The organism is Paenibacillus sp. R-74696 (assembly GCF_055814915.1).
Genome location: NZ_JBPULM010000005.1, coordinates 67,018 through 87,657 on the forward strand (window position 1 = coordinate 67,018; position 20,640 = coordinate 87,657).

General features: G+C 45.8%; 19 protein-coding genes. 6 read left to right on the plus strand and 13 right to left on the minus strand.

Annotation, left to right across the window (positions count from 1 at the left end):
• Positions 1–94: 94 nt before the first annotated feature.
• The 5 genes from ACSR9A_RS01030 to ACSR9A_RS01050 all read left to right on the plus strand — a co-directional run bounded on the left by ACSR9A_RS01030 (position 95) and on the right by ACSR9A_RS01050 (position 5,421).
• Positions 95–1,648 (plus strand): spore germination protein, encoded by a 1,554-nt coding sequence (locus ACSR9A_RS01030; protein WP_473755161.1) that lies wholly within the window; start codon positions 95–97, stop codon positions 1,646–1,648.
• A gap of 53 nt (positions 1,649–1,701) precedes the next feature.
• Positions 1,702–2,871 (plus strand): Ger(x)C family spore germination protein, encoded by a 1,170-nt coding sequence (locus ACSR9A_RS01035; protein WP_473755162.1) that lies wholly within the window; start codon positions 1,702–1,704, stop codon positions 2,869–2,871.
• Between the two features lie 21 nt (positions 2,872–2,892).
• On the plus strand, positions 2,893–3,138 hold the full coding sequence (locus ACSR9A_RS01040) for a hypothetical protein (protein ID WP_473755163.1): 246 nt from the start codon (positions 2,893–2,895) through the stop codon (positions 3,136–3,138).
• Positions 3,139–3,165: 27 nt separating this feature from the next.
• The gene (locus ACSR9A_RS01045; protein ID WP_473755164.1) at positions 3,166–4,260 is read left to right on the plus strand and encodes a GerAB/ArcD/ProY family transporter; all 1,095 of its coding nucleotides are present in this window, start codon (positions 3,166–3,168) and stop codon (positions 4,258–4,260) included.
• Positions 4,261–4,326: 66 nt separating this feature from the next.
• Complete coding sequence (locus ACSR9A_RS01050) at positions 4,327–5,421, plus strand: GerAB/ArcD/ProY family transporter (RefSeq protein WP_473755165.1); 1,095 nt, start codon at positions 4,327–4,329, stop codon at positions 5,419–5,421.
• Here the strand turns inward: ACSR9A_RS01050 and ACSR9A_RS01055 are convergent.
• From ACSR9A_RS01055 to ACSR9A_RS01065, 3 genes are all read right to left on the minus strand, one after another.
• Positions 5,411–6,550 (minus strand): SGNH/GDSL hydrolase family protein, encoded by a 1,140-nt coding sequence (locus tag ACSR9A_RS01055; protein ID WP_473755166.1) that lies wholly within the window; start codon positions 6,548–6,550, stop codon positions 5,411–5,413. The two genes, ACSR9A_RS01050 and ACSR9A_RS01055, sit on opposite strands and share 11 nt — an antisense overlap.
• A gap of 13 nt (positions 6,551–6,563) precedes the next feature.
• The gene (locus ACSR9A_RS01060; RefSeq protein ID WP_473755167.1) at positions 6,564–6,983 is read right to left on the minus strand and encodes a GNAT family N-acetyltransferase; all 420 of its coding nucleotides are present in this window, start codon (positions 6,981–6,983) and stop codon (positions 6,564–6,566) included.
• A 100-nt stretch (positions 6,984–7,083) separates the two neighbouring features.
• Positions 7,084–7,692, minus strand: coding sequence for a DUF2087 domain-containing protein (locus tag ACSR9A_RS01065; RefSeq protein WP_473755168.1), 609 nt, complete (start codon positions 7,690–7,692; stop codon positions 7,084–7,086).
• A 239-nt stretch (positions 7,693–7,931) separates the two neighbouring features.
• On the opposite strand from ACSR9A_RS01065, the gene ACSR9A_RS01070 reads away from it, so the two are divergent.
• Positions 7,932–8,705, plus strand: coding sequence for a siderophore biosynthesis protein (locus ACSR9A_RS01070; RefSeq protein ID WP_473755169.1), 774 nt, complete (start codon positions 7,932–7,934; stop codon positions 8,703–8,705).
• Here ACSR9A_RS01070 and ACSR9A_RS01075 read toward each other — a convergent pair.
• The 10 genes from ACSR9A_RS01075 to ACSR9A_RS01120 all read right to left on the minus strand — a co-directional run bounded on the left by ACSR9A_RS01075 (position 8,702) and on the right by ACSR9A_RS01120 (position 20,508).
• Positions 8,702–9,472, minus strand: a complete 771-nt coding sequence (locus tag ACSR9A_RS01075; protein ID WP_473755170.1) for a uracil-DNA glycosylase family protein — start codon at positions 9,470–9,472, stop codon at positions 8,702–8,704. The two genes, ACSR9A_RS01070 and ACSR9A_RS01075, sit on opposite strands and share 4 nt — an antisense overlap.
• Positions 9,473–9,517: 45 nt before the next feature.
• Entirely contained in the window at positions 9,518–12,646 is a 3,129-nt protein-coding gene (locus tag ACSR9A_RS01080; protein ID WP_473755171.1) for a hybrid sensor histidine kinase/response regulator, read from the minus strand.
• 94 nt (positions 12,647–12,740) lie between these two features.
• Positions 12,741–13,244, minus strand: coding sequence for a GNAT family N-acetyltransferase (locus ACSR9A_RS01085; protein ID WP_473755172.1), 504 nt, complete (start codon positions 13,242–13,244; stop codon positions 12,741–12,743).
• A gap of 88 nt (positions 13,245–13,332) precedes the next feature.
• A complete protein-coding gene (locus ACSR9A_RS01090) occupies positions 13,333–13,476 on the minus strand; it encodes a hypothetical protein (RefSeq protein WP_473755173.1) in 144 nt (47 codons plus the stop codon).
• Positions 13,477–13,648: 172 nt separating this feature from the next.
• Positions 13,649–14,617 carry an ETX/MTX2 family pore-forming toxin gene (locus ACSR9A_RS01095; RefSeq protein WP_473755174.1) on the minus strand — a complete coding sequence of 323 codons (969 nt, stop codon included), beginning with the start codon at positions 14,615–14,617 and terminating at the stop codon, positions 13,649–13,651.
• Between the two features lie 254 nt (positions 14,618–14,871).
• Positions 14,872–15,561, minus strand: a complete 690-nt coding sequence (locus ACSR9A_RS01100) for a response regulator transcription factor (protein ID WP_473755175.1) — start codon at positions 15,559–15,561, stop codon at positions 14,872–14,874.
• Positions 15,562–15,699: 138 nt separating this feature from the next.
• The gene (locus ACSR9A_RS01105) at positions 15,700–16,167 is read right to left on the minus strand and encodes a nucleoside deaminase (protein ID WP_473755176.1); all 468 of its coding nucleotides are present in this window, start codon (positions 16,165–16,167) and stop codon (positions 15,700–15,702) included.
• 181 nt (positions 16,168–16,348) lie between these two features.
• Entirely contained in the window at positions 16,349–17,410 is a 1,062-nt protein-coding gene (locus ACSR9A_RS01110; RefSeq protein ID WP_473755177.1) for an HD-GYP domain-containing protein, read from the minus strand.
• Positions 17,411–18,021: 611 nt separating this feature from the next.
• On the minus strand, positions 18,022–18,435 hold the full coding sequence (locus tag ACSR9A_RS01115) for a GNAT family N-acetyltransferase (protein WP_473755178.1): 414 nt from the start codon (positions 18,433–18,435) through the stop codon (positions 18,022–18,024).
• A 126-nt stretch (positions 18,436–18,561) separates the two neighbouring features.
• Complete coding sequence (locus ACSR9A_RS01120) at positions 18,562–20,508, minus strand: AraC family transcriptional regulator (protein WP_473755179.1); 1,947 nt, start codon at positions 20,506–20,508, stop codon at positions 18,562–18,564.
• Positions 20,509–20,640 lie beyond the last annotated feature (132 nt).

A 20,640-nucleotide genomic window follows, 5' to 3' on the forward strand; every position in this document is an offset into this window, starting at 1 on the left:
GCGGACGTTGTCTTTTTATGTCGTATAGTTTTCCAGAGCGCAAGCCATACTGGTAAATGTAAGAAACCAGGACATGGAAACTAGGTGAGCGAACATGACAACCGAGAATGGACATACGGGGACCAGCACTCAGGATACGATGCCGTCCGTACCACAAAGTGGACAATCAGGCAGCGGGGATGGGAAGCAACCGATTAACTCCACATTGGAGGACAATCTTCGTTATCTGGAATCTGTCTTTGACCGCAGCTCCGACATCATCTTTATGCATTGGCACTACGGCCCCGAAATGAAGCATAAAGCATGCTCGATCTACTACAGCTCGCTCATTCAAGACGATACCATTAACTATATGAAAATATCGCTGCAGGATCTTGTAGCGCATGAAGTCGGACCCGGGATGGAAGCCGGAATTGAAGAGGTCCGTTTTTTTTTCGAAAACCATGGCCCTTCCGGTAAAAAAGTACAGCTCGTAAACGATTTAGATGCTGTCGTAGGCAGCATTTCCAGCGGACAGCTGCTCATTTTATTCGATGGATGGAATCAGGCACTCAGCTTTAAAGCCCAATCCGTTGAGACGAGACAGGTCAATGAGCCCGTCAATGAATCGGTCGTGCAGGGGCCTCGGGAAAGCACCGTTGAAAACCTGCAGAAAAATTTAGGACTGCTTCGGCTGCGGCTGAAAACGCCGAAATTCAAAATTGAGCTCATGAGCGGCGGCGGCGATACAAACACAACGGTCGCATTCGGTTATTTGGAAGGCAAAGTGGATAACGAAATGCTCGCCGAGTTTAAGAAGCGAATGGAGCTCATTAAGACGGTCGATGTACTCGAAACCTCCTATATCGAGCAGCTTATTGAAGATTCCAGCTATTCTCCTTTTCCTCAGCATCGCTATACAGAACGAACAGACATGGCTGTGGCAGCGCTATTAAACGGCAAAATCGTCGTGCTCGTGCAAGGAACCGGCGGCATGCTGATTTGTCCAGGCATGTTTACTGAATTTTTCCAATCCAGCGAGGATTATTACCAGCGTACGGTAATTTCCACGATGATCCGCTGGCTGCGAATTATTGCCTTTATTATCGCGTTGTCGCTGCCCAGCGTCTATATTGCGCTATCGACCTTTCATCCCGAGCTTATCCCGACCGTCCTGCTGCTTGCGGTACTGAATGCGCGTGAGGGATTGCCACTCCCCGCTTTCTTCGAGGCACTGCTGATGGAATTTTTCTTCGAGCTGATGCGTGAGGCTGGGGTACGTCTGCCAAGGACGGTAGGCTCTGCTGTCAGCATAGTCGGGGCACTCGTCATTGGAGACGCAGCGATAAGCGCCGGGATCGCTTCCCCCATTATGGTTATCGTCGTCGCGCTGACAGGGATTGCCTCCTTCTCCATTCCACAATACGGCATCGCTATTGCGCTTCGAATTTTACGCTTTCCGCTTATGATCTCCGCAGCGCTGCTCGGCGGGTTTGGGATGATGATTTGCTTTCTGTTTATTTTGCTTCATCTATGCAAGCTGAGGTCGCTTGGTCAGCCTTATATGGCTCCGCTCGCACCTTTTCGACTGGTCGAGCTTCGCGATGTCATTATGAGAATCCCGCTTAAAAGGCTGCTGCATAAGCCGCAAAAAATGCATCGGCAATAAGTTCATGCAGCCAGCCGCAGCAAACTCAAAAATATGAAAAAGAATGGATCGATATGAGAAAACAAACGGGCGATTTCCCCCTTCCAGCCTCACTAATCATCATGCTGACACTACTCTCAACTGTGCTTACGGGCTGCTGGAGCAAATACGAGCTGACCGAGCGTGGATTTGTGATGGGCGTCGCGCTGGATGAAACGAAGGATGGAAAAATCGAAATGCTGACGCAAATTTATCGGCCAGCCTCGGTTGAAACCGGCAAGTCAGCGACAACCCAAACGTCCAGCGTCAGCATTCGAACGCATGATGACACGGTGATGGAGGCGATTCGAGACATACCCATTCATTTGGGTCGCAAAGCCCAGTGGAGCCATACCAGAATCATTATTGTTGGAGAAAAGCTGGCAAGAAGTCAGGATTTGGGCAAAACACTGGATATTTTTTACCGTGATCATGAGCCGCGCAGCAGTGTTAAGCTGCTCATCTCCAAGGGTCCAGCCCACAAAATGCTGGAGAAGCAGCCGCTTATTGAACAAACGACGGCGCAGCAAATTTTGCGAACAGAAGAGTTTTCTTATCTCAACGCAGCTAAAACGATGGATACCACTCTACTTAGCTTGCTGCTGCAAAGGGAAAGCGCTCATCCCGACGCCGTCCTCTCCTATGTATACAACGAAGCTAGCCCAGAGGAATCGATGTCCACTGCGGGGCTTGCCCTGATCAAGGATGGCAAGCTTAAAAAAATTATGCCACCGGATAAAGTGGAAGGGCTGCTCATGCTGCGTAACGACTATCATTCCGGCGTGCTAGAGACACCCTGCTCAGGCATGAAAGGGGAAAAGGAAACCGCCGAAGTGCTCTCGCTTCAAACGGCGATGACAACGAAGATCCATGACGGTCGGCCCCAGGTGAGCTTTCATATTAAAGGAGAGCTTGCGATTACCGAACTGAAATGCTCATCGATTATATCGTACGAGGACGAACAAAAATTTATTGAGAAATTTTCAGCAGCCATTCTTCGGCAAACGAGGGGAACGCTCCGTTTTTTACAAAAAAATAAGCTTGAGGTTATTGGTATTGGCAACCAGCTGTACCGTCAAAGCCCAAAAGAGTGGCTGAAGCTGCAGCAAGACTGGGATGAGCAGTTTGCACAGCTGCCGATTGAAGTTAAAGCGGAGCTTAAGCTTGTGACAGGAGGAACGATAAACAGCAGGCCATCCTCATAACTAGTAGAAAGGACAAATTCGATGTGGGAAAGAACGCTGGTTGTGGCAGTAGTTTTTGGGGGAATGCTCATTTATGACAGCATCACGCTGCGCGGGAAAACAACGAAGAAGGATAAGTGGATCTATGCCTTAATTGTATCTGCTTGCCTCTACATGGCCATTGATTATGTAGTAAACAAGGACTGGCTCGATTATTTTGACGTCGTTGAGCAAATTTTGGGCGGCCCCGCTAAACAGATTAATAGCATGCTGGGCGGACCTGGTTAAGAAAACAAGGAGAGGAGTTCCTTTGAATTGAATGGTCAAAAAGTCAGTTCTTTTCAAATAGCTGTGCTCCTCTATGTATTTTTGACTGGGGCTGCGGTCATATATGTACCTGGTCCGCTAATTGGCATAGCTGGTGCTGGCGCATGGATATCCCTGCTGTTTTCTGGCGCAATTGGCTTTATCATTCTCATGATGCTGTTTTATTTAAGCCGCCGCTTTCCTGGTCGGGATTACATTGACTACAGCCGAGCGTTAATTGGCAACGTACTGACGATGCTTTTTGGTCTTGCAGCCATCTCTTATCTATTGCCTATGCAAGCTTCTATCATCGAAGGTGTTGGCTTGTTTATGGTTAGCGCCATGATGAGAGAAACGCCCTTATACCTTTTCTCCTCCCTTGTGTTTCTCATTGCCGCTTGTACAGCACGCGCAGGAATTGAGGTAATAGCACGCATGTTCTCCCTCATCATGCTTGTGACTACTTTCTTCATCATCATCGTACTTGTATTTGCGCTCCCTGAATACCAGCCGGAACAATTGCTCCCCCTTTCTCCTAATGGGATGCTGCCGATCACTTACGGAGCTTATTTTACGTTCGGGCTTCCTTTTGCCGAGGTGACTATGTTTGGGATGCTGCTGCCATTCGTAGCAGGGAACACGTCGACAAAGCGGCTGCACCTATCTCTATCGCTTGCTCTAGCTGCCAGCATAATCACACTTTGCGCAGTGACGGTATGCATATTAATGGTATTTGGTCTGACAGCTTCTTTCAACCCATTCGTTCTATATTCCGTAGCCCGGCTCATTGAATTTCAAGAAATTATACAGCGTATTGAATCCGTTATCGGCATGTCGCTCATTCTCGGTTCCTATATGAAGGCAACCATTTCTTTATACTTGCTCAGCTTGTACATCACGAAGCTTTTCCGGCTAAAAGACAACAATACGCTCATTATGCCGCTTGCGCTGTGCGGCTTGCTATTGGGGCTGGTCACTTACGATAGCAATACGCATTGGAACAATTTCTTAATGGAATTTTATCCACTATGGATCGTGCTTGTCATCGTTGCTCCGCTGGTCCTTGTCACCGTTGTGGCAATGCTTCGGCCAGCGAAGCGATAAAGGGCAGATTTAAAGTGAACATTCGTTGATAAAACGGGGCACAGCTAAGAAAGGAGAGAATTCGGCTTGAATAAACAAAAGGTCAGTTCTTTTCAAATGGGCGTGCTTTTCTTTGTGTTCATGACCGGCTCCTCGATCATTTTTGTGCCTGGGCCGCTGATTGGAAAAGCGGGTGCTGCTGCCTGGCTCTCCTTGCTGCTGTCTGGATCAATCGGGTTTGGCATTCTAATGATGCTGCTGTATTTAAATCGCCGATTTCCCAGCCTGGATTACATTGACTACAGCCGCAAGCTGATTGGCAACGTCCTGACGGTGCTGTTAGGGCTGCTGACCATCTCGTATTTGCTGGAAATGCAAGCGGCTATTGTCGTAGGCGTAGGCCAGTTCATGATTGGGGCGATGATGAGAGAAACACCGATGTACGCCTTTACTTCCCTTATTTTCCTTATCGCTGCTTTGACAGCACGTGCAGGGATAGAAGTTATAGCCCGCATGTTCACCCTGATTATGCTGTTAACTTCTTTTTTCATGGTCGTCGTGCTGCTGTTTGCCATTCCTGAATACCGACCTGAGCAGCTGCTTCCGATCCTGCCTAAAGGCATGACGCCCGTCATGGCAGGAGCCTACTATACGTTTGGCTTCCCTTACTCTGAAGTGTTTTTGTTCGGCATGCTGCTGCCCTTCGCTGCGGGGAAAAAACTGAAAAAAAAGCTGATGACGACCTTGTCTATCTCCTACGCGGCAAACCTGATCGTACTCTGTGCTGTGACGGTGTGCACATTAATGGTATTCGGCACAAGCGCAGGAGCTGGACCCTATATGCTGTACTCCATAGCCCGGCTCATTGAATTCCAGGAAATTTTCCAACGGGTGGAGTCCATTATTGGCATGTCGCTCATTCTCGGCTCATATATGAAGGCGACGCTTTCCCTCTATGTGCTCAGCCTCTTTATGGCAAAGCTTTGCGGCATGAAGGACAACAATGTCATCATTATGCCGTTAGCTTTGACAGGCTTTCTGATGGGGCTCGTCACTTACGACAGCAGTACCCAGTGGGGACACATTGTAACAGAAATTCATCCGATATGGACGGGACTCGTGCTGCTCGTTCCGCTGCTTGTCGTATTGGTTGTCGCGATGTTTCAGCCAACTAAGACATAGAAGAGGAACGTAAAACTTCTTTTAAATAACCCGTCAGCTCTCGGGCTGCTTCCGCATGGGCTAATTTGCCGGGATGCTGTCTTGCTCCCCATGTTTCGTCTCTTGTATTGGGAAGCTGAAAAATGGATACCTGCTTATCCCCTGTTTGCATGCTATAAGCGTTTACAGCTCGGTAAATAGCTGGCATCATCGGTAGACCCAGCATGCCGTAGGCCCATATGATAGGCGCATTTGGGTTATATGCTCTAAGCTTAATAAGGAAGCGCACAACCGCCTCCTCAAATGTTATTAGATCCTCATCCTCAAATGTCCCATCTGCCTTTAATCGCTGCTTGTAAGCTTTGCCAGTCGCAGTGTCCACCCATTCCGGAGAATGAAAAGCGCCGCCATCATTCGATCCCAAATTCACGACGACGACATCCGGCTGCCAGGAGTCAAAATCATTTTTGTCAAACGCGCCTAAAGCTTTATTGTTCTCGCCAGTAAGAAGGCCGCAAACCTGTTCGTAATAATCAGGAAGATTGGCATGCGGATTGTTATCCCAGCTTGTAAGCACGCCCCATCCGCTTTGAGAAAGGACACGGTACTCTGCATTCAGCGCTTCCGCTGTCATTGCCGTATAATTGTCAACGGCGCTAAACCACATCGGAATCCAGTCCGTCTCGGCTCTCGCTCCAATGGCCCCTTCTCCAGAGGTAATGCTGTCGCCTATAAATTCGATGCGATATGGCTTTGCTTCAATCGGGGCAAATTCGCCGTCAGCCTTCACAGCGTGAATCTGCAAGAGGCAGCTGGAATCGGCGCTCATCGCCTGTACATCCTTTACGATGCGAACATTTTTAATCGCGGCCTTGTTCATGCCTCTAAAAATACAAACCCAGTACCTGCCCGCCGTTAACATTTGTCTACTCACCGGCATACCGTTAATCAGGATGCTGATCCAAGGCTCATACTGGTCGTAATTCACCTCTACTTCTATCCAAAGCTCAGACCCCTGTGCATTTAATTCAACGGAGCTTCCCGTCCAAAATAACGTTAATGGAGAGAGTCTGCCTGTCGTTCTTCCATGAACCTTAAGATGAGCGATATCCGATAACGCTTGTACCTTTAAGTGATCCTCTTCTTGCATCGTATGCGCCTCCTCATTTCTTTTTTTCGTAGATATCAATTTGATTATTATGATTATCCAGCCCATCGCTAATTTTATGAAAGCCATTCTTTTTCCAAAATGAAGCTCCTTTATGATTGCCATGCTGAACACAAAGTCTGACTTTGTCTATACGTTGTGCTGCCAATTCGTCATCTAATAATTTCAATGCTAGCGTTCCAATTCCTGCCCTTTCATGCTCCTTATGTATAATAAGCAGTCCAATCCACGGATGAAGATCATTCGGATTTTGCGGGAGATACGTAATCATTCCAACACATTCGTTATTTTCAATCAAGTGAAACATTTTTTCGCCATGTTCGAGATTTTTTTTATTTTCTTCCCTAATATCTTCGTCTGTTTGAAAACGCTTACCAATGACTAAGAGATTAAACTCAGGCTGTGAATTCATCATCGTCTTTTGAATTTTTATACTCTCTGTCGATAGAGGGTCTGTTACTAACGTTAAGTGAATCAGCTTCTACACCTTCCTTAGCTTAAAATGGAGCACGGTCTCACGCTAGCTTCTCCCATTTCGCCCACATTTCAGGCGGATTCAGTTCGTAAATTTCGTTTTCCCTGAACATGAATTGGTGCATGATAAATTCTCTGCGTATGGTGGCGAAATCCTCGTGATAGCTTTTAATGAACGCATTGATTTCTTTTTCGCTGTATTTTCGGCCTGTCTCTAGCTCTGATACCAGGTGCTCCAAGACAATTAGCTTTTTTTTGAGCTGTGCGGGGATGTGCTTCAATTTATTATCTAGCGTGAAAAAGTTTTTAACAACAGAAAGCTGAAGCCGCTTGTTTTTGTCATCCTCCAACATATCCGTACCTCCTTTTGTTTTTGTGTTTTTATAAATCAGCTCGGCAGCCGCTGTGGCACTGTTTTTGATAAAGTAATCATTTAAAGTAAAAAAGATCGTGTTTTTCTCTCTTCGCTCATTAATCAAGCTTGCTTCACGCAGCTTTGCTGCATGATGGGTAATCGTAGCCGGGGAGACGCCTAGCTTTTCGGCTAAAACCTGACCGTTAAGCTCTCCTTCCGACAGCAAAATTAAAATTTTGATCCTTGTTGGATCGGCAAGCGCTTTATGGTAAGCGACCACTTTGTCTAATTGCATTTTTTCACCTTCTGACCGAATATTTGAGGCGTCTTATTAAACTCGCATCTAATTTAATAAATATCTAATTAGATATTATCTTAATTAGATTCTCAAAGTCAAGCAAAGAGGAAATTTTTGCGAATCTTTCGAACAGCCTGTTTTGATTTCAGCTCTGTTCGTTTAATATAAAAGGAGTTCCCGCTTTCCACTTTATAATGAAATAAAACCTAATGAATAAGTTGGAGGTATGCTGCCGGATGAACATTCCTGAAGCCTTTATTAAGCCGTTTCCCGCGTATGAGGATGTTTTCTATGACGATATTGAAAATCATCGCAAGCACTTTTTGCCCATTTGCTCCATTCATTTGAAATGCATCGATCCTGAGCTTGATGAATGGGTGCATATCGTCTCTGCCAAGGAGATTTATGATGGCTGTGTGGGTGACAGCACGCAAGGGTACCATACCCTTTTTACGAAAGAAGATATGTTGGGGTTTGATGTCATAGATGGAAAATACAAATTTGAGGCAGACTGGAATTACTTCACCTTGCATCAGCAGCAGCATTCAGCAGACTCTGAAATCGACGAGGGCTTGAAGGCTGCCTATGAGCAAAATGATCTGGATTATCAGATCCGAAAGCAATTTTACCAAAACAATCAGAAAATTTACCCCTATTCCCGATTTAGCGAAGAATTCTCCTCGGCCGAGGAACTGCTAGCGGATTTTAACAAAAAACAAGCGGATGGTTGGGGACTAAGCTACCCCGAGATTAATGGAATATGGGATGATATCGCGTTTATGTCCGACGAAGCCCAAGGGTATTTGCAAAAATATAATGAAACCGTAGAAGAGCTGCGCAGGTTCGAAAACACCAATCTCTTTCATGTTCCTAAAAAAGCAAACGGAGAGGTCTTTGATTATATCGGCTCATTAACCGGCTATTATTTTCAGGCCTATGGCGCAGATAATGTATTTTTGTTTTACGATAAAGAGCTGCGCAAGGCTGTCATTTGCTTTGAATACACCTAAGCCAGTCCCTCTCTTTCAGCAGCAAATGCGGCGACCTTCGCCTCCATCTGCTCTCTCTCATCAGCGAACTGCTTGTGGCGGTGGCCGTTAGCCCCGGAAGGATGGGGAAATCCCCACAAGCAGCGCTTTTCCTCTAGCATATCCCCCAGTTCCTTGCTTTCAGCAAGCTCTTTGAGCATCGTTTCCACCGTTTTGCCTAAAGGAATGATGAGCGGCTTATGCAGCAGCTTCAGCTCAGCCTTAATAAATTTCAGCGCATAATCATGCAGAAAAACATTGCCCGCAAGCGGGGGCTTATGCCCCGTGTAATTTTTCCCAGCTACGAATACCGGATATTTGAGCAGCGAAGTCGTATGCAAGAGCCGATTATTTTCAGCAAATAGAGCCTCGCTGTCTGGAAGCCCAAAATACTCTGGCAGCTTCAGGCTATCCAGCATTTGCATCAGGTTGCGGCGCATCGCACCGGAAAATCTGGCGGCGATTTTGGCTGCTTTGCACACCTCGTCGGCCGATTTATTTTGCTCCAATGCGAGCTTTGCCGTTCGGTAGGCCAGTTCCATCTGGGTCCAGCCGGGCGTAATGCCGACAATTAAAAGGCTCGCCGATCCATTCCGATATTCATTATGAGGGGCGTAAAACATTTCAACCTCCCCCTCACGGTCGATCAGCAAATCCGGAACAAGCAAATCAGCAGGCTCATATCGGGACTTAAGCGGCAGCGTTTTTATAAACGGCTCATAGTGCAAATACTCAGTGGATAAAGACAATGGCAAACCTCTCCTCTCCATTCCATTCCGCTGTAACCCTCCTGCTTACTTCCTCACCGTAAAAGACACCGTTGTGCCTTGGCCTGATACACTTTGAATAAACAAGCCTTGTCCATACATTTGCTTCAATCGCCGATCCACGTTTAGCAGCCCAATGCCTTGTCGCTCGCTGGCACTTCTATCCAATAGCTTATCCAATACCGCCGCATCCATGCCGACACCGTCGTCTATAATCGCAACCTCCACCTGATCATCGCGTTCGGACACTTGCACTGAAATGCTTCCGCCCGCAGCACGCTTCATCACGCCATGCCTCACCGCATTTTCCACTAACGGCTGGATTGACAGCGGCGGGAGCATGTTTTTTAGACTGGCCTCCACCTGCCAATGAAGCTGCAATTTATTACCGAAGCGCTGCTGCTCAATATATAAATAGGAACGGACAAAATCCAGCTCCCGCTCCAGAGGAATGAGCTGCTCTGAATTTCTAAAATCAAAGCTCGACCGCAAGTAGTTGCTGAACTCCAAGAGCAGCACATGCATTTTGTCCAAATCAATGACACTTAGAGCCGCAATCGCATTCAACGAATTCAGTAAAAAATGGGGCTGGATTTGCGCCTGCAGCCAGGCCGCTTCCATACGAAGCCGTTCATTCATCGATCGATTCACATGGATCAAAGCGAGCACGCGTGATTTCAGCTCTAGCGCATTGGACGGCTTCGTCACATAATCATTCGCTCCCGACAGGAAGCCTGCGGCAATATCCTCCGCCCGATTGCGTGCGGTTAGCTGAAGAATCGGCAGCTCCGAGAGGGCATAACGCTCGCGAATGAGACGCGTGAGCTCATATCCCGACATATGAGGCATCATAATATCGGTAATAACCAAATCCCACTTTCTCGAATCCAGCAGAGCTAGTGCTTCCTTGCCGCTTGTGAGCGACACAATGTCAAAATCTCGCACGCCAAGCATATTTTCGAGCACCTGCAAATTAACCGTGTCATCATCTACCACTAATATAGCTGGACGATCTTTCGCTTGGGATGGTAGAGGTAGATGCCTATCGCCAGTGTGCTCTAGTGATTGCTCCCCTAGATAGGCTGTGCTTGTGACATTGGCCGCGGCAACGAGCATTTCCGCAGACGGAACGGACGGCAGAAGCTTATGATCATGGTCATGTTCGTTACTCGCTTCTGAAGCGGCACCCATTTCTGCCAGCGGCAGCGTAAAAGTAAACACCGAGCCTTGCCCCGGCTGCGAACGGACCTCAAGCGTTCCGCCATGCAGCTCGACCAAATGCTTGCAAATGCTAAGTCCAAGCCCAATTCCGCCGCCAGGTGCAGCGGTCATGCCCGAATCTCCCTGCTCATACGGTTCAAAAATTGTGCGCTGCGCCTCCTCATCCATCCCCATGCCTGTATCAGCTATGCTTATGTATGCCATTCCGCCCTGCTGGATCGCATGGATCGTAATATGTCCCTCGCTCGTAAATTTAATCGCGTTGTGCAGCAGATTAAACAAAATTTGAATGAGGCGATTTTCATCAGCAAGGACATAGGGAAATGCATGCGGAATCGTATTGGTCAGCCGAATAGGCTTTCCTTCCACCATATAATGGAGCATGTCGATTACGCCAGCAGCGACGCTCTGTACCTGCTGGCTGCCTCGATTCAGCCGAATACGCTGTTCTTTCAGTTGGGTCAAATCTATCAGATCATTCAACATAAATGACATCCGGCGGCCAACCGTTAAAATAAGCTCCAATTGCTTCACGCTTTGGTCACTGAGCGCCTGCTTGTCTCTATCCAGCACAATTTGCGTCATATTCAGCATGCCATGCAGCGGATTTCGCAGCTCATGGGACGTGTTCGCCAAAAAATCATCCTTTTGCTTGTCCGCCTGCTGCAGCTCCTCGGAAAACTGCTTCGACTGGGCGAAGGTATGAATGTATTGCTTAAACCAATACGATACGAACCCGAGAAAGGAGACGACCAGATCGACAGGGTAGTAGGAGCTTTCTACGCCAATTGCATCCTTCGCAACGCTCCAAATGATATTGTTCGTCATCGCAGCCACACCGAGCAGCAGCACAATCGCATCCTTATCGCTTCTCATCGCGGTTCGCAAGGTGATGATCGGATTGACGAGGAAGGGAAGAAAAACATAAATACCGAGCAAGCCAGCTACCGCTAATACATAAGAGGCTGGCGCAAACAGCACATATACCGCAAACAACATGCCGAGCGATGTATACCAGCGAAAAATTCGCACATTCCGGTATTCGGTTAATAAGCGCTTCGTAAATTCCAGCATAAATATTGCAGCACCCATATAGGAAAGAAACTGGATCTTTAAGCTCCAATCATCGTTCATTGGCAGCCAGACCATCAGCAGCATATCGTCCGATACTAGGAGCCAAAGTGCAGAGAAGATCATAGCGCCGGCGAAAAACAGCAACCCCGGCTGCCGCAAGCCAATAAAATACAAAATAAAAGCATACACGGTATGCAGTAAAAAAATAATAACGACCATCATTTGCAAATGGAGGCCAACTGCCGTTTCCTTGCTTACCGCTTTCTCCGTGCCAAATGAAATGAAGCCAAGAATGCCTCCGGAGCTCGCTGAATCATAGTTCGCGACTTGAATAGCAATATCGATCACTGGCTTGTCGGATGTGAAGGACGCTGAATAAGGCACGTTACGTGCTATGTAGCTTTCCTCCTCTGGTGCTGGCTGTCCTGCTTGAGCCACAAGCTCTCCATCCACATACACGGCGGAAGCCGACGGAATGTTCTTCAAGCGGATGCCGTACGTTTGACTTTTAACTGAATCGATGAATATACGCAGACGATACGTTCCGTAACCATACGCTGAATCCGCCTGCGGGGATAACACCGTATTCCAGTTTCCAGGCACCTGAATGAACGCCTGCCCTTTGGCTGCTTCCGCATTTTCTGGGCCGCGCATTCGTAATTGATGAGCATAAAATTCCCATTCGCCATCCAGCCTGATGGCCTCCGAGTCTGCCAGATTATACCCGCGCAAATCCAATTGCCCTTGCACGATAGCAGGATGATCAGGAGGGAGGGTCATATAAATCCAAATTAAACGGATCGATATGAGCAGACAGAGGAACAGGCCAGTGACGAGAACTATTTTTCGTTTAGTTAGCATAATTTCACAAATATTCGACAGAATTTGCTAAATCCCTTCTCGTTAGCCTGCCTGCATTAGAATTACTTTTGACCTATTCATAAACAGCCGTTATTTAATGGATTCTTACATCTGGAAGCAGCTTTTCATAAATGCTCCAGCCACTCGCTTCGCCTTTATACGTATAACCACATTGCTTGTAGAAGCGGTTAAGCTTTTCATTGTTTGCGATACAATCCAGCTTAATCCGGTCTTTGCCGGAAAACTGGCGATTAACGACTAGCCGGTGCAAAAAGATCGCGCTTCCCTTGCCTGCTTCCGCTTCGCCCCAAAGCTTCCGATCCCAATCGCTAGGCTGCTGCTGCAAAATAACAGCCCCCGCCAGCTCCTCTCCCCCTGCTTTGCGAAATGCAAAAACCTCGCCACGCGCTATCGCCCCTGCAAGATTGTGGCTATCCTCTCCTTGAAGCAGGCCGCCCCACTGCGTTGAGCCCATGCTGCTAAGCCAGCGAGCTGTTTCCATAATCAGCCCACGTACCGCCTCCTCATCCTCGGAACCCGCTTGAAAAGCATATATGTCGTCGTTAACGGACGAATTTATTATTTTTAAACCTTCCATTGTGCACCTCGTTAGTAGGAATTTTTCGAGTTATAGTTCTATATATTGAATAGGAGTTTAATATAACATAAGACGATCAACGAATAAATTACTTCTCCTTATTGCCTGGCGTATCACCTTTCTTCTCCTCCTGTTTTTCAAGCTGCTTCTCCAATTGCTGTTCAATTTCTTCATTAATTTCTTTAATTTCCTGCAAATCCTTGTGAATATGAAGAGTTTTGCGATAATTCAAAATCACAAACCTTCACCTCTATTTCCTTTTTAATGTTAGTTTAACTTAATTTATATGTAGGACTACCCATTTCCTTACGGAGCAAAAAAACGATAGCAGGCAAAAAGAAGCTATCGCCTCCTTCTGCCTGCTATCGTTCAGCTTTATTTTATGATGACATGGCATACATAAGCTATACGATCGTTTTATACTCGGTATTAACAGTAAATGTGTTCACGCCGGTATATTTCCCTGAAGCCGTTTCGGTTGTTTTCCCATTCGGGTACTCCACTTCAAACGTCACCGTATAGGGCACATCGATAACGCCCTGCAATAAAATAGCGGAAACCTCGATCGTTGTATTTGCTGGCAAAACGACTGGAACCTGCAGCGAAACCTCCTGGGACTCGTCTTGTGTCTTGGATTCCGAATAGCTGCGCGAGCCCTCTACCGAGATTTTCACACCTGTATCGCCTACAAGCGGCAGCCCCGCTTTAAACTCAAGCGTTTCCGATACCTTCAGCCCTCTCTCCCATTTGAAATTGTACGTTTGGCTTTTGGAAAACTTCAATGTAACTTGCTGCGTTTGCTGGATATTCGAATGATTGGTCACAAGCTGTTTGGCTGCTACGATTGGTACACTATTGATCACAATTTTGCTGTCCATTTGAAATTCCATTTTCTTGATCGTAATCTTCTTGCGATCGGGTACGAAAACCCATAATTCATTGATCTGACCGTGGCACCATTCCCACGTCACAAGCGAGTCGCCGCTTTTAAATGGGCCGTTGCCAGGAATATTAAGCTTCTGCTCCCAATCCACATAGCTGTTAATCGCATTGTGCGTTCCGGCAACATTGTCGTCACGCCATACCATGAGACCATTGACGTCCGCTTCTGTAACGAGCGCCTGATAAATCTTTGAGCCCTGCGTGGAGTCCTTTCTTCCAATGCACTTGCCCGTTGCTTTGTTAACGAGCGCATAGGCATTGTCATCTCCAGCGCGCACCTTTCTTTTTTCCCACAATTGATGTTCATTTCCGTACACCTGTGGCAAAATCGTTATGCCTTCCCCACTCTCAGCCGCTGTAATAACAAGCAGCTTATTATCCGATGTCCTCGCCTTAGAAACAATTACCTGATATTCAATTACATCCGCCATAATCCTTCATCCACCTTCCGCTCTATTTGATAAAGAATCCTCTTCGTCATCTATTCAACGTTTGCAATCGTGGATGCTCGCAGCTCTTTGACTTCTTATCATTAGCTACATCTTGGAGTAGATCACTCAGAGAATCTAACCCTTACAGAATAATGGCAGAATGTGTCAGGGAAATGGCAAAAAAATATAGACATTACATTTGCTTGGCTTAACCCGACATTTTATGACTGGACGTGCAAAGCAGCAGCCCTCGCTTACTCTTCTCGTTTGGTATAAAACTGGTACCCCGTTCTCCGCAAGGTGCGGATTTCTCCTTCATCCGGAGGCAAATGCAGCAGCGCCTGACGCAAGCGTTTAATGGCATGATCCACTGCCCGGTCGCTCCCGTCGTAGCCCGTGCCCCATACCTGCTCGATGATTTGCTCCCGATGAAAAATTTGATTAGGATGCTCCGTCAAAAAAAGCAGCAGCGCATAGTCCTTCGGCGTTATCGATAGACATACATCGTATAAGTAGACGCTTCTGTCGTTTAGATTGATTTTCAGGCTGCCGTACTGGATTTGATTTTCCGCAATTAAAGCATGCGTGCCTCTCCGCAACACAGCTTGAATGCGTGCTACTACCTCCTGCGGCTCGAACGGCTTGGTGATATAATCATCCGCTCCACTGTTCAGACCTGCCAGACGGTCAGCAATCTCCCCTTTAGCTGTAAGCATAATGACCGGACAGACGCTGCTCCTCCGCACCTTACGAAGCACCTCCCAGCCGTCCATTTCCGGAAGCATGACATCGAGCAAAATAAGCGCGGGCTGAAGCACAGCCAGCTGCTCCACCGCCTCTTTCCCTCTGTCAAAAATAATGCTCGCAAAGCCTGCCTTTCGTATATACGCCGCCAAAACGCGGGAAATAGCCGGCTCGTCTTCGACAATCATGATCGTTTGCAAGATTAGGCCTCCTTGGGGGAGCAATGTTACTTTCGGATGCGATGGTAGCGTTGTACTCTTCAACAAATAGGGAGCAGATGCCTCAGCAGCTTGCTCCCTAATATTCTAAATTTCCCAATCGCTGCTTACTGGAATTTTTCAGCCCTTTGTGTTGTGCGAAAAATAGGCAGCCAATACACTAAGACTTTCCTCCCGTAATATCCCAGCTGTGAGATCAGGCTTATGGTGAGAATTTTCAAATACGATTTGAGAGCAAGGGCTTCCTTGCTCGCCCAATATACTGCACAATTCCATGTTGCTGGCGCTATATACCAGTCGCCCCACATTTGTCCAAACCATCGCACCGCTGCACATATAACAAGGCTCACAGCTCGAATATAATGTGTATTCATGTAAATCCGTAATGTGGGTTTCTTCGCAAAATCGCCGCAGCAGCCCTGCCTCTGCATGGAAGGTTGGGTCGGTTGCCGAATAAATTTGATTTTCATTTGTAAATACAATTTCTCCGTCTTTAACGAGTATGGCTCCAAAAGGCTCGTTTCCATGCTCAACCGCAAGCTTAGAAAGCTTGATTGCTTCTCTCATAAAAAACTCGTCTTGACTCATATTCAGTTCTCCTTTTATGTGGCGTTCCATCACCATTCATTGAGCTCAAATACTATCTATTTTAACACATACAGACCATCCATTTTGCATTAGTTTCGAGGATTGGAATAGTCGGCTATTAACAAAAATAAGGGGCCTTCATGGCCCCCTTGCGTAATGCTTAAGTTATATGCCAGTCCTCTTATCCGACAATTTCAATTATTTTAATATCATCAAACTTACTAAGATCAATAAACTGATTATTTTCAAGCGCTATAAATGGTCGAGTCGGGTAGTTATAGTTGTTTAGTAGAATCGTTCCTCTTCTATTGTCTGATAAAACAACCTCACAACCGATTTGGGTGGAGAGAAGCATATCCAGAAACGTCAGCCCAATGACCGAATCAAAGCGATTTAAAATAATTTGTTGATGAATTTCTTCGATGGCTTCAAAAAATTGCAGCGCAGCCCGATAAGGTCTTTCTGAGATGATAGCCATATAAAAATCTGTCAAACCTACAATTTTGCTAAAATGATCCAGTTCATCCCCCTTCAGACCACTTGGATAACCGCTGCCGTCCTCTCGTTCATGATGCTGAAGAGCGACCAGAGCAACCCGAGGCTCAACGCCCGATTGGAGTAATAGCTCGTGTCCGAGAATCGTATGCTGCTTTATAATCGCGTATTCATGAGGGTCTAGCCTTGACTGTTTGGAAACGATTGCAGTTGGCAGCTTGACCAGTCCAATATCGTAAAGACTCGCCGCAGTCGTTAGCAAATCCAATTCGTTTTCTTTCAGTCCAAGCCGCTTACCTAAAGATGTCGCAATAACAGCCGTTCCTATACATTGCCTGTACCGGTAATCGTCCTGTTCCTTAAGCTCGGAAAATAACTGAAATAAATTATATCGCTTCGCTATTTCCTTTATAAAGGGAAGAACTTCTCGTTCAAGCTCATCGACAGGAACAATGCCGTTTTGGCGAACGTACTGATCCATATCGTTAAAATGCTGCTTAGCCCTTTCATATGATTCTCGGATGGATGGCTTTTGTTTAGGTGTATGCTCAGTAACCTCCTGATTCAGCTCAGAAGCATTCGCATCGATAGTTGTGACTTCCCCAATTTTGATCCTAAATTTAGCAAGTCTCTCGGTGTGACTTTTTAGAAGAATAGTTCCCTTTCTGATTAAAAGCGTTCCCTTTGTGTCGCGGATGCTTTTCGTTAGTATTTTGCCGATTAATTGTTCATAATCTTTAACTAACAATGATAGTTCCTCCCTAAGTGGATTACCTATTCTCTAATGTGGATTTCTGAACACTGGTTAAAAAAATATTCGGAAATATATCTGGAATACATTAGAAAAATAACAAAAATGATCTATAAGAATCATATTTCTAGAAATAATAACCAGTTATAACATGACTTTAAGACTATATCCTTATTTATTTTTAGGCATCAGGAACTAATCTATAAATTAGAGCTGCACCTCGCAGAGGAAGCCTTCATTGCAAATTTATTTTAGGGCCGTCGTCAATCCAACTCCCTGCTCATTTCTAAAGTTTAATCTGCTGCACCGGATTTTAGGTAGAGCGATGTTAGGGCGTGTCTGAAAACCCGTTCAGAGGCACCTTTCACCGCCTTTTCGCCCCCTGCTTCGTTCCGTTTGCTTGACGTACCCCCGGTACGCCTTCACAAGCGCGCCTTGCATGGAACGAAAATTCGGCAAAATTTGCTGTCCTCAGAGTTCTCAGACACGCCCTAGTTGCAACAACTAAAATAAACAAAAAAACAGGCTTTTCTCGGTAACAATCCGCAAAAAACCTGTCCTCATATAGAAAATATTAAGTTCCTCGTTGGCGTAGTCGAGCTTTACTGCTATAACTTCAGGCTCTTAGTAAGGATGATTTCCAAAGGCTCATCTTCAAGTATTAAGCATCCTGAATCTCGATAACCTAATTTTCTATAAAAATGCTGAGCCCCTTCATTAGCTAAAGTGGAGGTCATAACCAAGTTAAAACCGAGCTTCTTCATTTCATCTTCCCAAAAAAAAACTGCTTTCTTCCCTAATCCTTTACTTCGATATGTATCATCGATCCAAATCATATTCATAAAAGGTGTGTTATCCCAAAAATAGCTGTGCCGCATCCACCCAACGATACTATTTTCTTCATTATGTAGAATATATATCTCATTTCCCCTAATTTTCGGTAAGATTAAGTTTTCTAATATATGGTGATCATGTTTTCTAATATATTCGTAGTGTGAATCAGTTGCAGCAATAATCCTCATTATAATTTCTCCTCTTCATTATTTAATTGCATTATTATACATTCGTTAATTCCCCTAAAGAACGTAGAAGTTTTTAATACTCTCCTGCCAATACTACTTGCAGAAGCTTTAATACCCTATTCTTGATCATTTGTTCTGAGGTACATCCGTCAGCCAATCAGCCAATTCTTCTGTCTGCATCAGCACCGACAGCGGGTCAATAAAATAAGAGCGGATGTTAGGCCAGGCATAAAGTCTGCCATTTTTGACTGCTTCCAGCCCTCCCCAGATTGGATCCTCGCGAAGCTCCTCCACTGATTTCTCGGTAGTCAGGATAATATAATCTCCAGCATATTGCTCCAATACTTCCATGGAGATATCCTTGTATTTAGCTTCCTTAACTGCTTCATCATAGGATGGAGGCGATATCCGTCCTAGATTCTCATAAATAACTTTTCCGCCACGGCCAAACTCACTGCCATATATACTTAATGTTTTGTCTGTCTCCTGCATGATACTAAAGGTTGCATCGGCAGGTATCACTGCTTGGACCTTGGCACTAGCAGCAGCGATACGCGCATTATAATCGGCTATCCATGAAGATGCCTCCTCGTCCCGTCCAAGCAGATCTCCAAAGAAGTTCACTTCCTCCTCAATGGATGTGAAGTTCCCATAGGGAATAGCAATCGTTGGTGCAATTTTACTGTACTTTTTATATTCTTCCTCATCCGATGTCATGACGACAATCAGATCAGGGTTAAGCTCTATCAGCTTTTCAAAGGAAACATCGCTGCCGGAAGAACCAACAATCTCAATATTGTCCGTTAAACCGTTAAAATACGGGTTGTCCATGATACGCGTCGTAGAGGCGATGGGATTAGCCTTTACGGCTAGAAGACTACTCAAATATTGAATCGCCACAATGCGTTCCGGCTTTTTGGAAACTTCCACCTCGCCGAAAGCGGTATTCACAATTTTAGTATCTGTTACCGGCGTCGCTTTCTGAGTTAGTGCTGAAGAATTAGAGCCAGCAGTTACTGTTTCCGATGGGGACTGTAGATTCACATTCCCCCCTCCGCAGGCTGTAATCAATAAAGCCATACAGATAAGAAGTGCTGCCATCATATTTTTTCTGGATGTTCGGTACATGTAAGACTCTCCCTTTTCTTTATATTGATAACAATTATCATTATCACTATAACATGGAGAGGTAGACTCTGACATGGACAATCCCCACTTTTTATATGGATAATAACGAACACCATCTTTATCCGATAGCTTTTTTCTGAAAAGGCTGGGAGAAAGGCCAACGTTTTTTTTGAAAATACGGTTAAAATAAAACACATCCCCATAGCCTACACTCTGGGCAATATCACCAATCGAAGCATCTGTGTTTTGCAGCATATGACACGCTTTTTCAATACGAAGCCCTATTAAATAATCAATTGGGCTGTGCATCGTTAATTCCTTGAATCTACGGGCCAAATATTGGGGGTTGTAGCCAAACCTCTTCCCTAGCAGCTCCAGCGTCAATGGCTCATCCACATGCTCATTCATATACTGAGCTACTTGCTTCACAACTTCTGTCGGAAGGAGGTTCATTCCTAGCTGCTGCTTTTGCTGAAGCATTTCCAGAATAAATGGAAAGAAGAGTGTTTTCGCTAAAAATTTATCTTTCTCCGTCGATCGATTCCATGCGGCCTCCATCCGCTGCAGCATCTGATAGAGCCCTATAGGCTGAGCGGGAGCAAAAGCAAATATTTGCTGAAACGGCGGAATTCCTCCCTTGTCCAGAAATTGCCTTCGGCGCAGCGGAAATTCGCCACGATATAGCACCATATAATATTCCAAATATTCCGCTGCTTCAATATCCAGCCGCATTCCCTTGCTGCCATGCAGACAATGAAAATGCTCAACAGGATGAATAAGTCCATCCATCCGTATCGTCGCTTTGCCCTTATACAGAAATAAAAAGGCACTTGCAGGCAAACGGTAGCTGCTTCTGGACTCTCCCACACCTAGAGTATGCAGGCGGATGTCAGCCAGCTCAATATGTATGTGACTCCATGCCTTGTACTCTTCCTGCTGCTTCATCCTGTGACAAAAACTCCTTCCGTAATCGCTTTATTAACTTGGATAGATCAGTCTTGCATACCTGCCCTGAGTATAGCAGTTTCAGCAAATCTTTCAAAGACTGCGCTCATATACGGTTATTCGACTAGGACG

Coding starts and splice junctions, on each gene's coding strand:
- ACSR9A_RS01115 (WP_473755178.1), bottom strand. CDS start 18,435: ATGAGGATTATTGCTGCAACTGATTCACACTACGAATATATTAGAAAA.
- ACSR9A_RS01055 (WP_473755166.1), bottom strand. CDS start 6,550: ATGCAAGAAGAGGATCACTTAAAGGTACAAGCGTTATCGGATATCGCT.
- ACSR9A_RS01035 (WP_473755162.1), top strand. CDS start 1,702: ATGAGAAAACAAACGGGCGATTTCCCCCTTCCAGCCTCACTAATCATC.
- ACSR9A_RS01105 (WP_473755176.1), bottom strand. CDS start 16,167: ATGAGTCAAGACGAGTTTTTTATGAGAGAAGCAATCAAGCTTTCTAAG.
- ACSR9A_RS01065 (WP_473755168.1), bottom strand. CDS start 7,692: ATGCAATTAGACAAAGTGGTCGCTTACCATAAAGCGCTTGCCGATCCA.
- ACSR9A_RS01070 (WP_473755169.1), top strand. CDS start 7,932: ATGAACATTCCTGAAGCCTTTATTAAGCCGTTTCCCGCGTATGAGGAT.
- ACSR9A_RS01040 (WP_473755163.1), top strand. CDS start 2,893: ATGTGGGAAAGAACGCTGGTTGTGGCAGTAGTTTTTGGGGGAATGCTC.
- ACSR9A_RS01080 (WP_473755171.1), bottom strand. CDS start 12,646: ATGCTAACTAAACGAAAAATAGTTCTCGTCACTGGCCTGTTCCTCTGT.
- ACSR9A_RS01095 (WP_473755174.1), bottom strand. CDS start 14,617: ATGGCGGATGTAATTGAATATCAGGTAATTGTTTCTAAGGCGAGGACA.
- ACSR9A_RS01085 (WP_473755172.1), bottom strand. CDS start 13,244: ATGGAAGGTTTAAAAATAATAAATTCGTCCGTTAACGACGACATATAT.
- ACSR9A_RS01030 (WP_473755161.1), top strand. CDS start 95: ATGACAACCGAGAATGGACATACGGGGACCAGCACTCAGGATACGATG.
- ACSR9A_RS01120 (WP_473755179.1), bottom strand. CDS start 20,508: ATGAAGCAGCAGGAAGAGTACAAGGCATGGAGTCACATACATATTGAG.
- ACSR9A_RS01060 (WP_473755167.1), bottom strand. CDS start 6,983: ATGATGAATTCACAGCCTGAGTTTAATCTCTTAGTCATTGGTAAGCGT.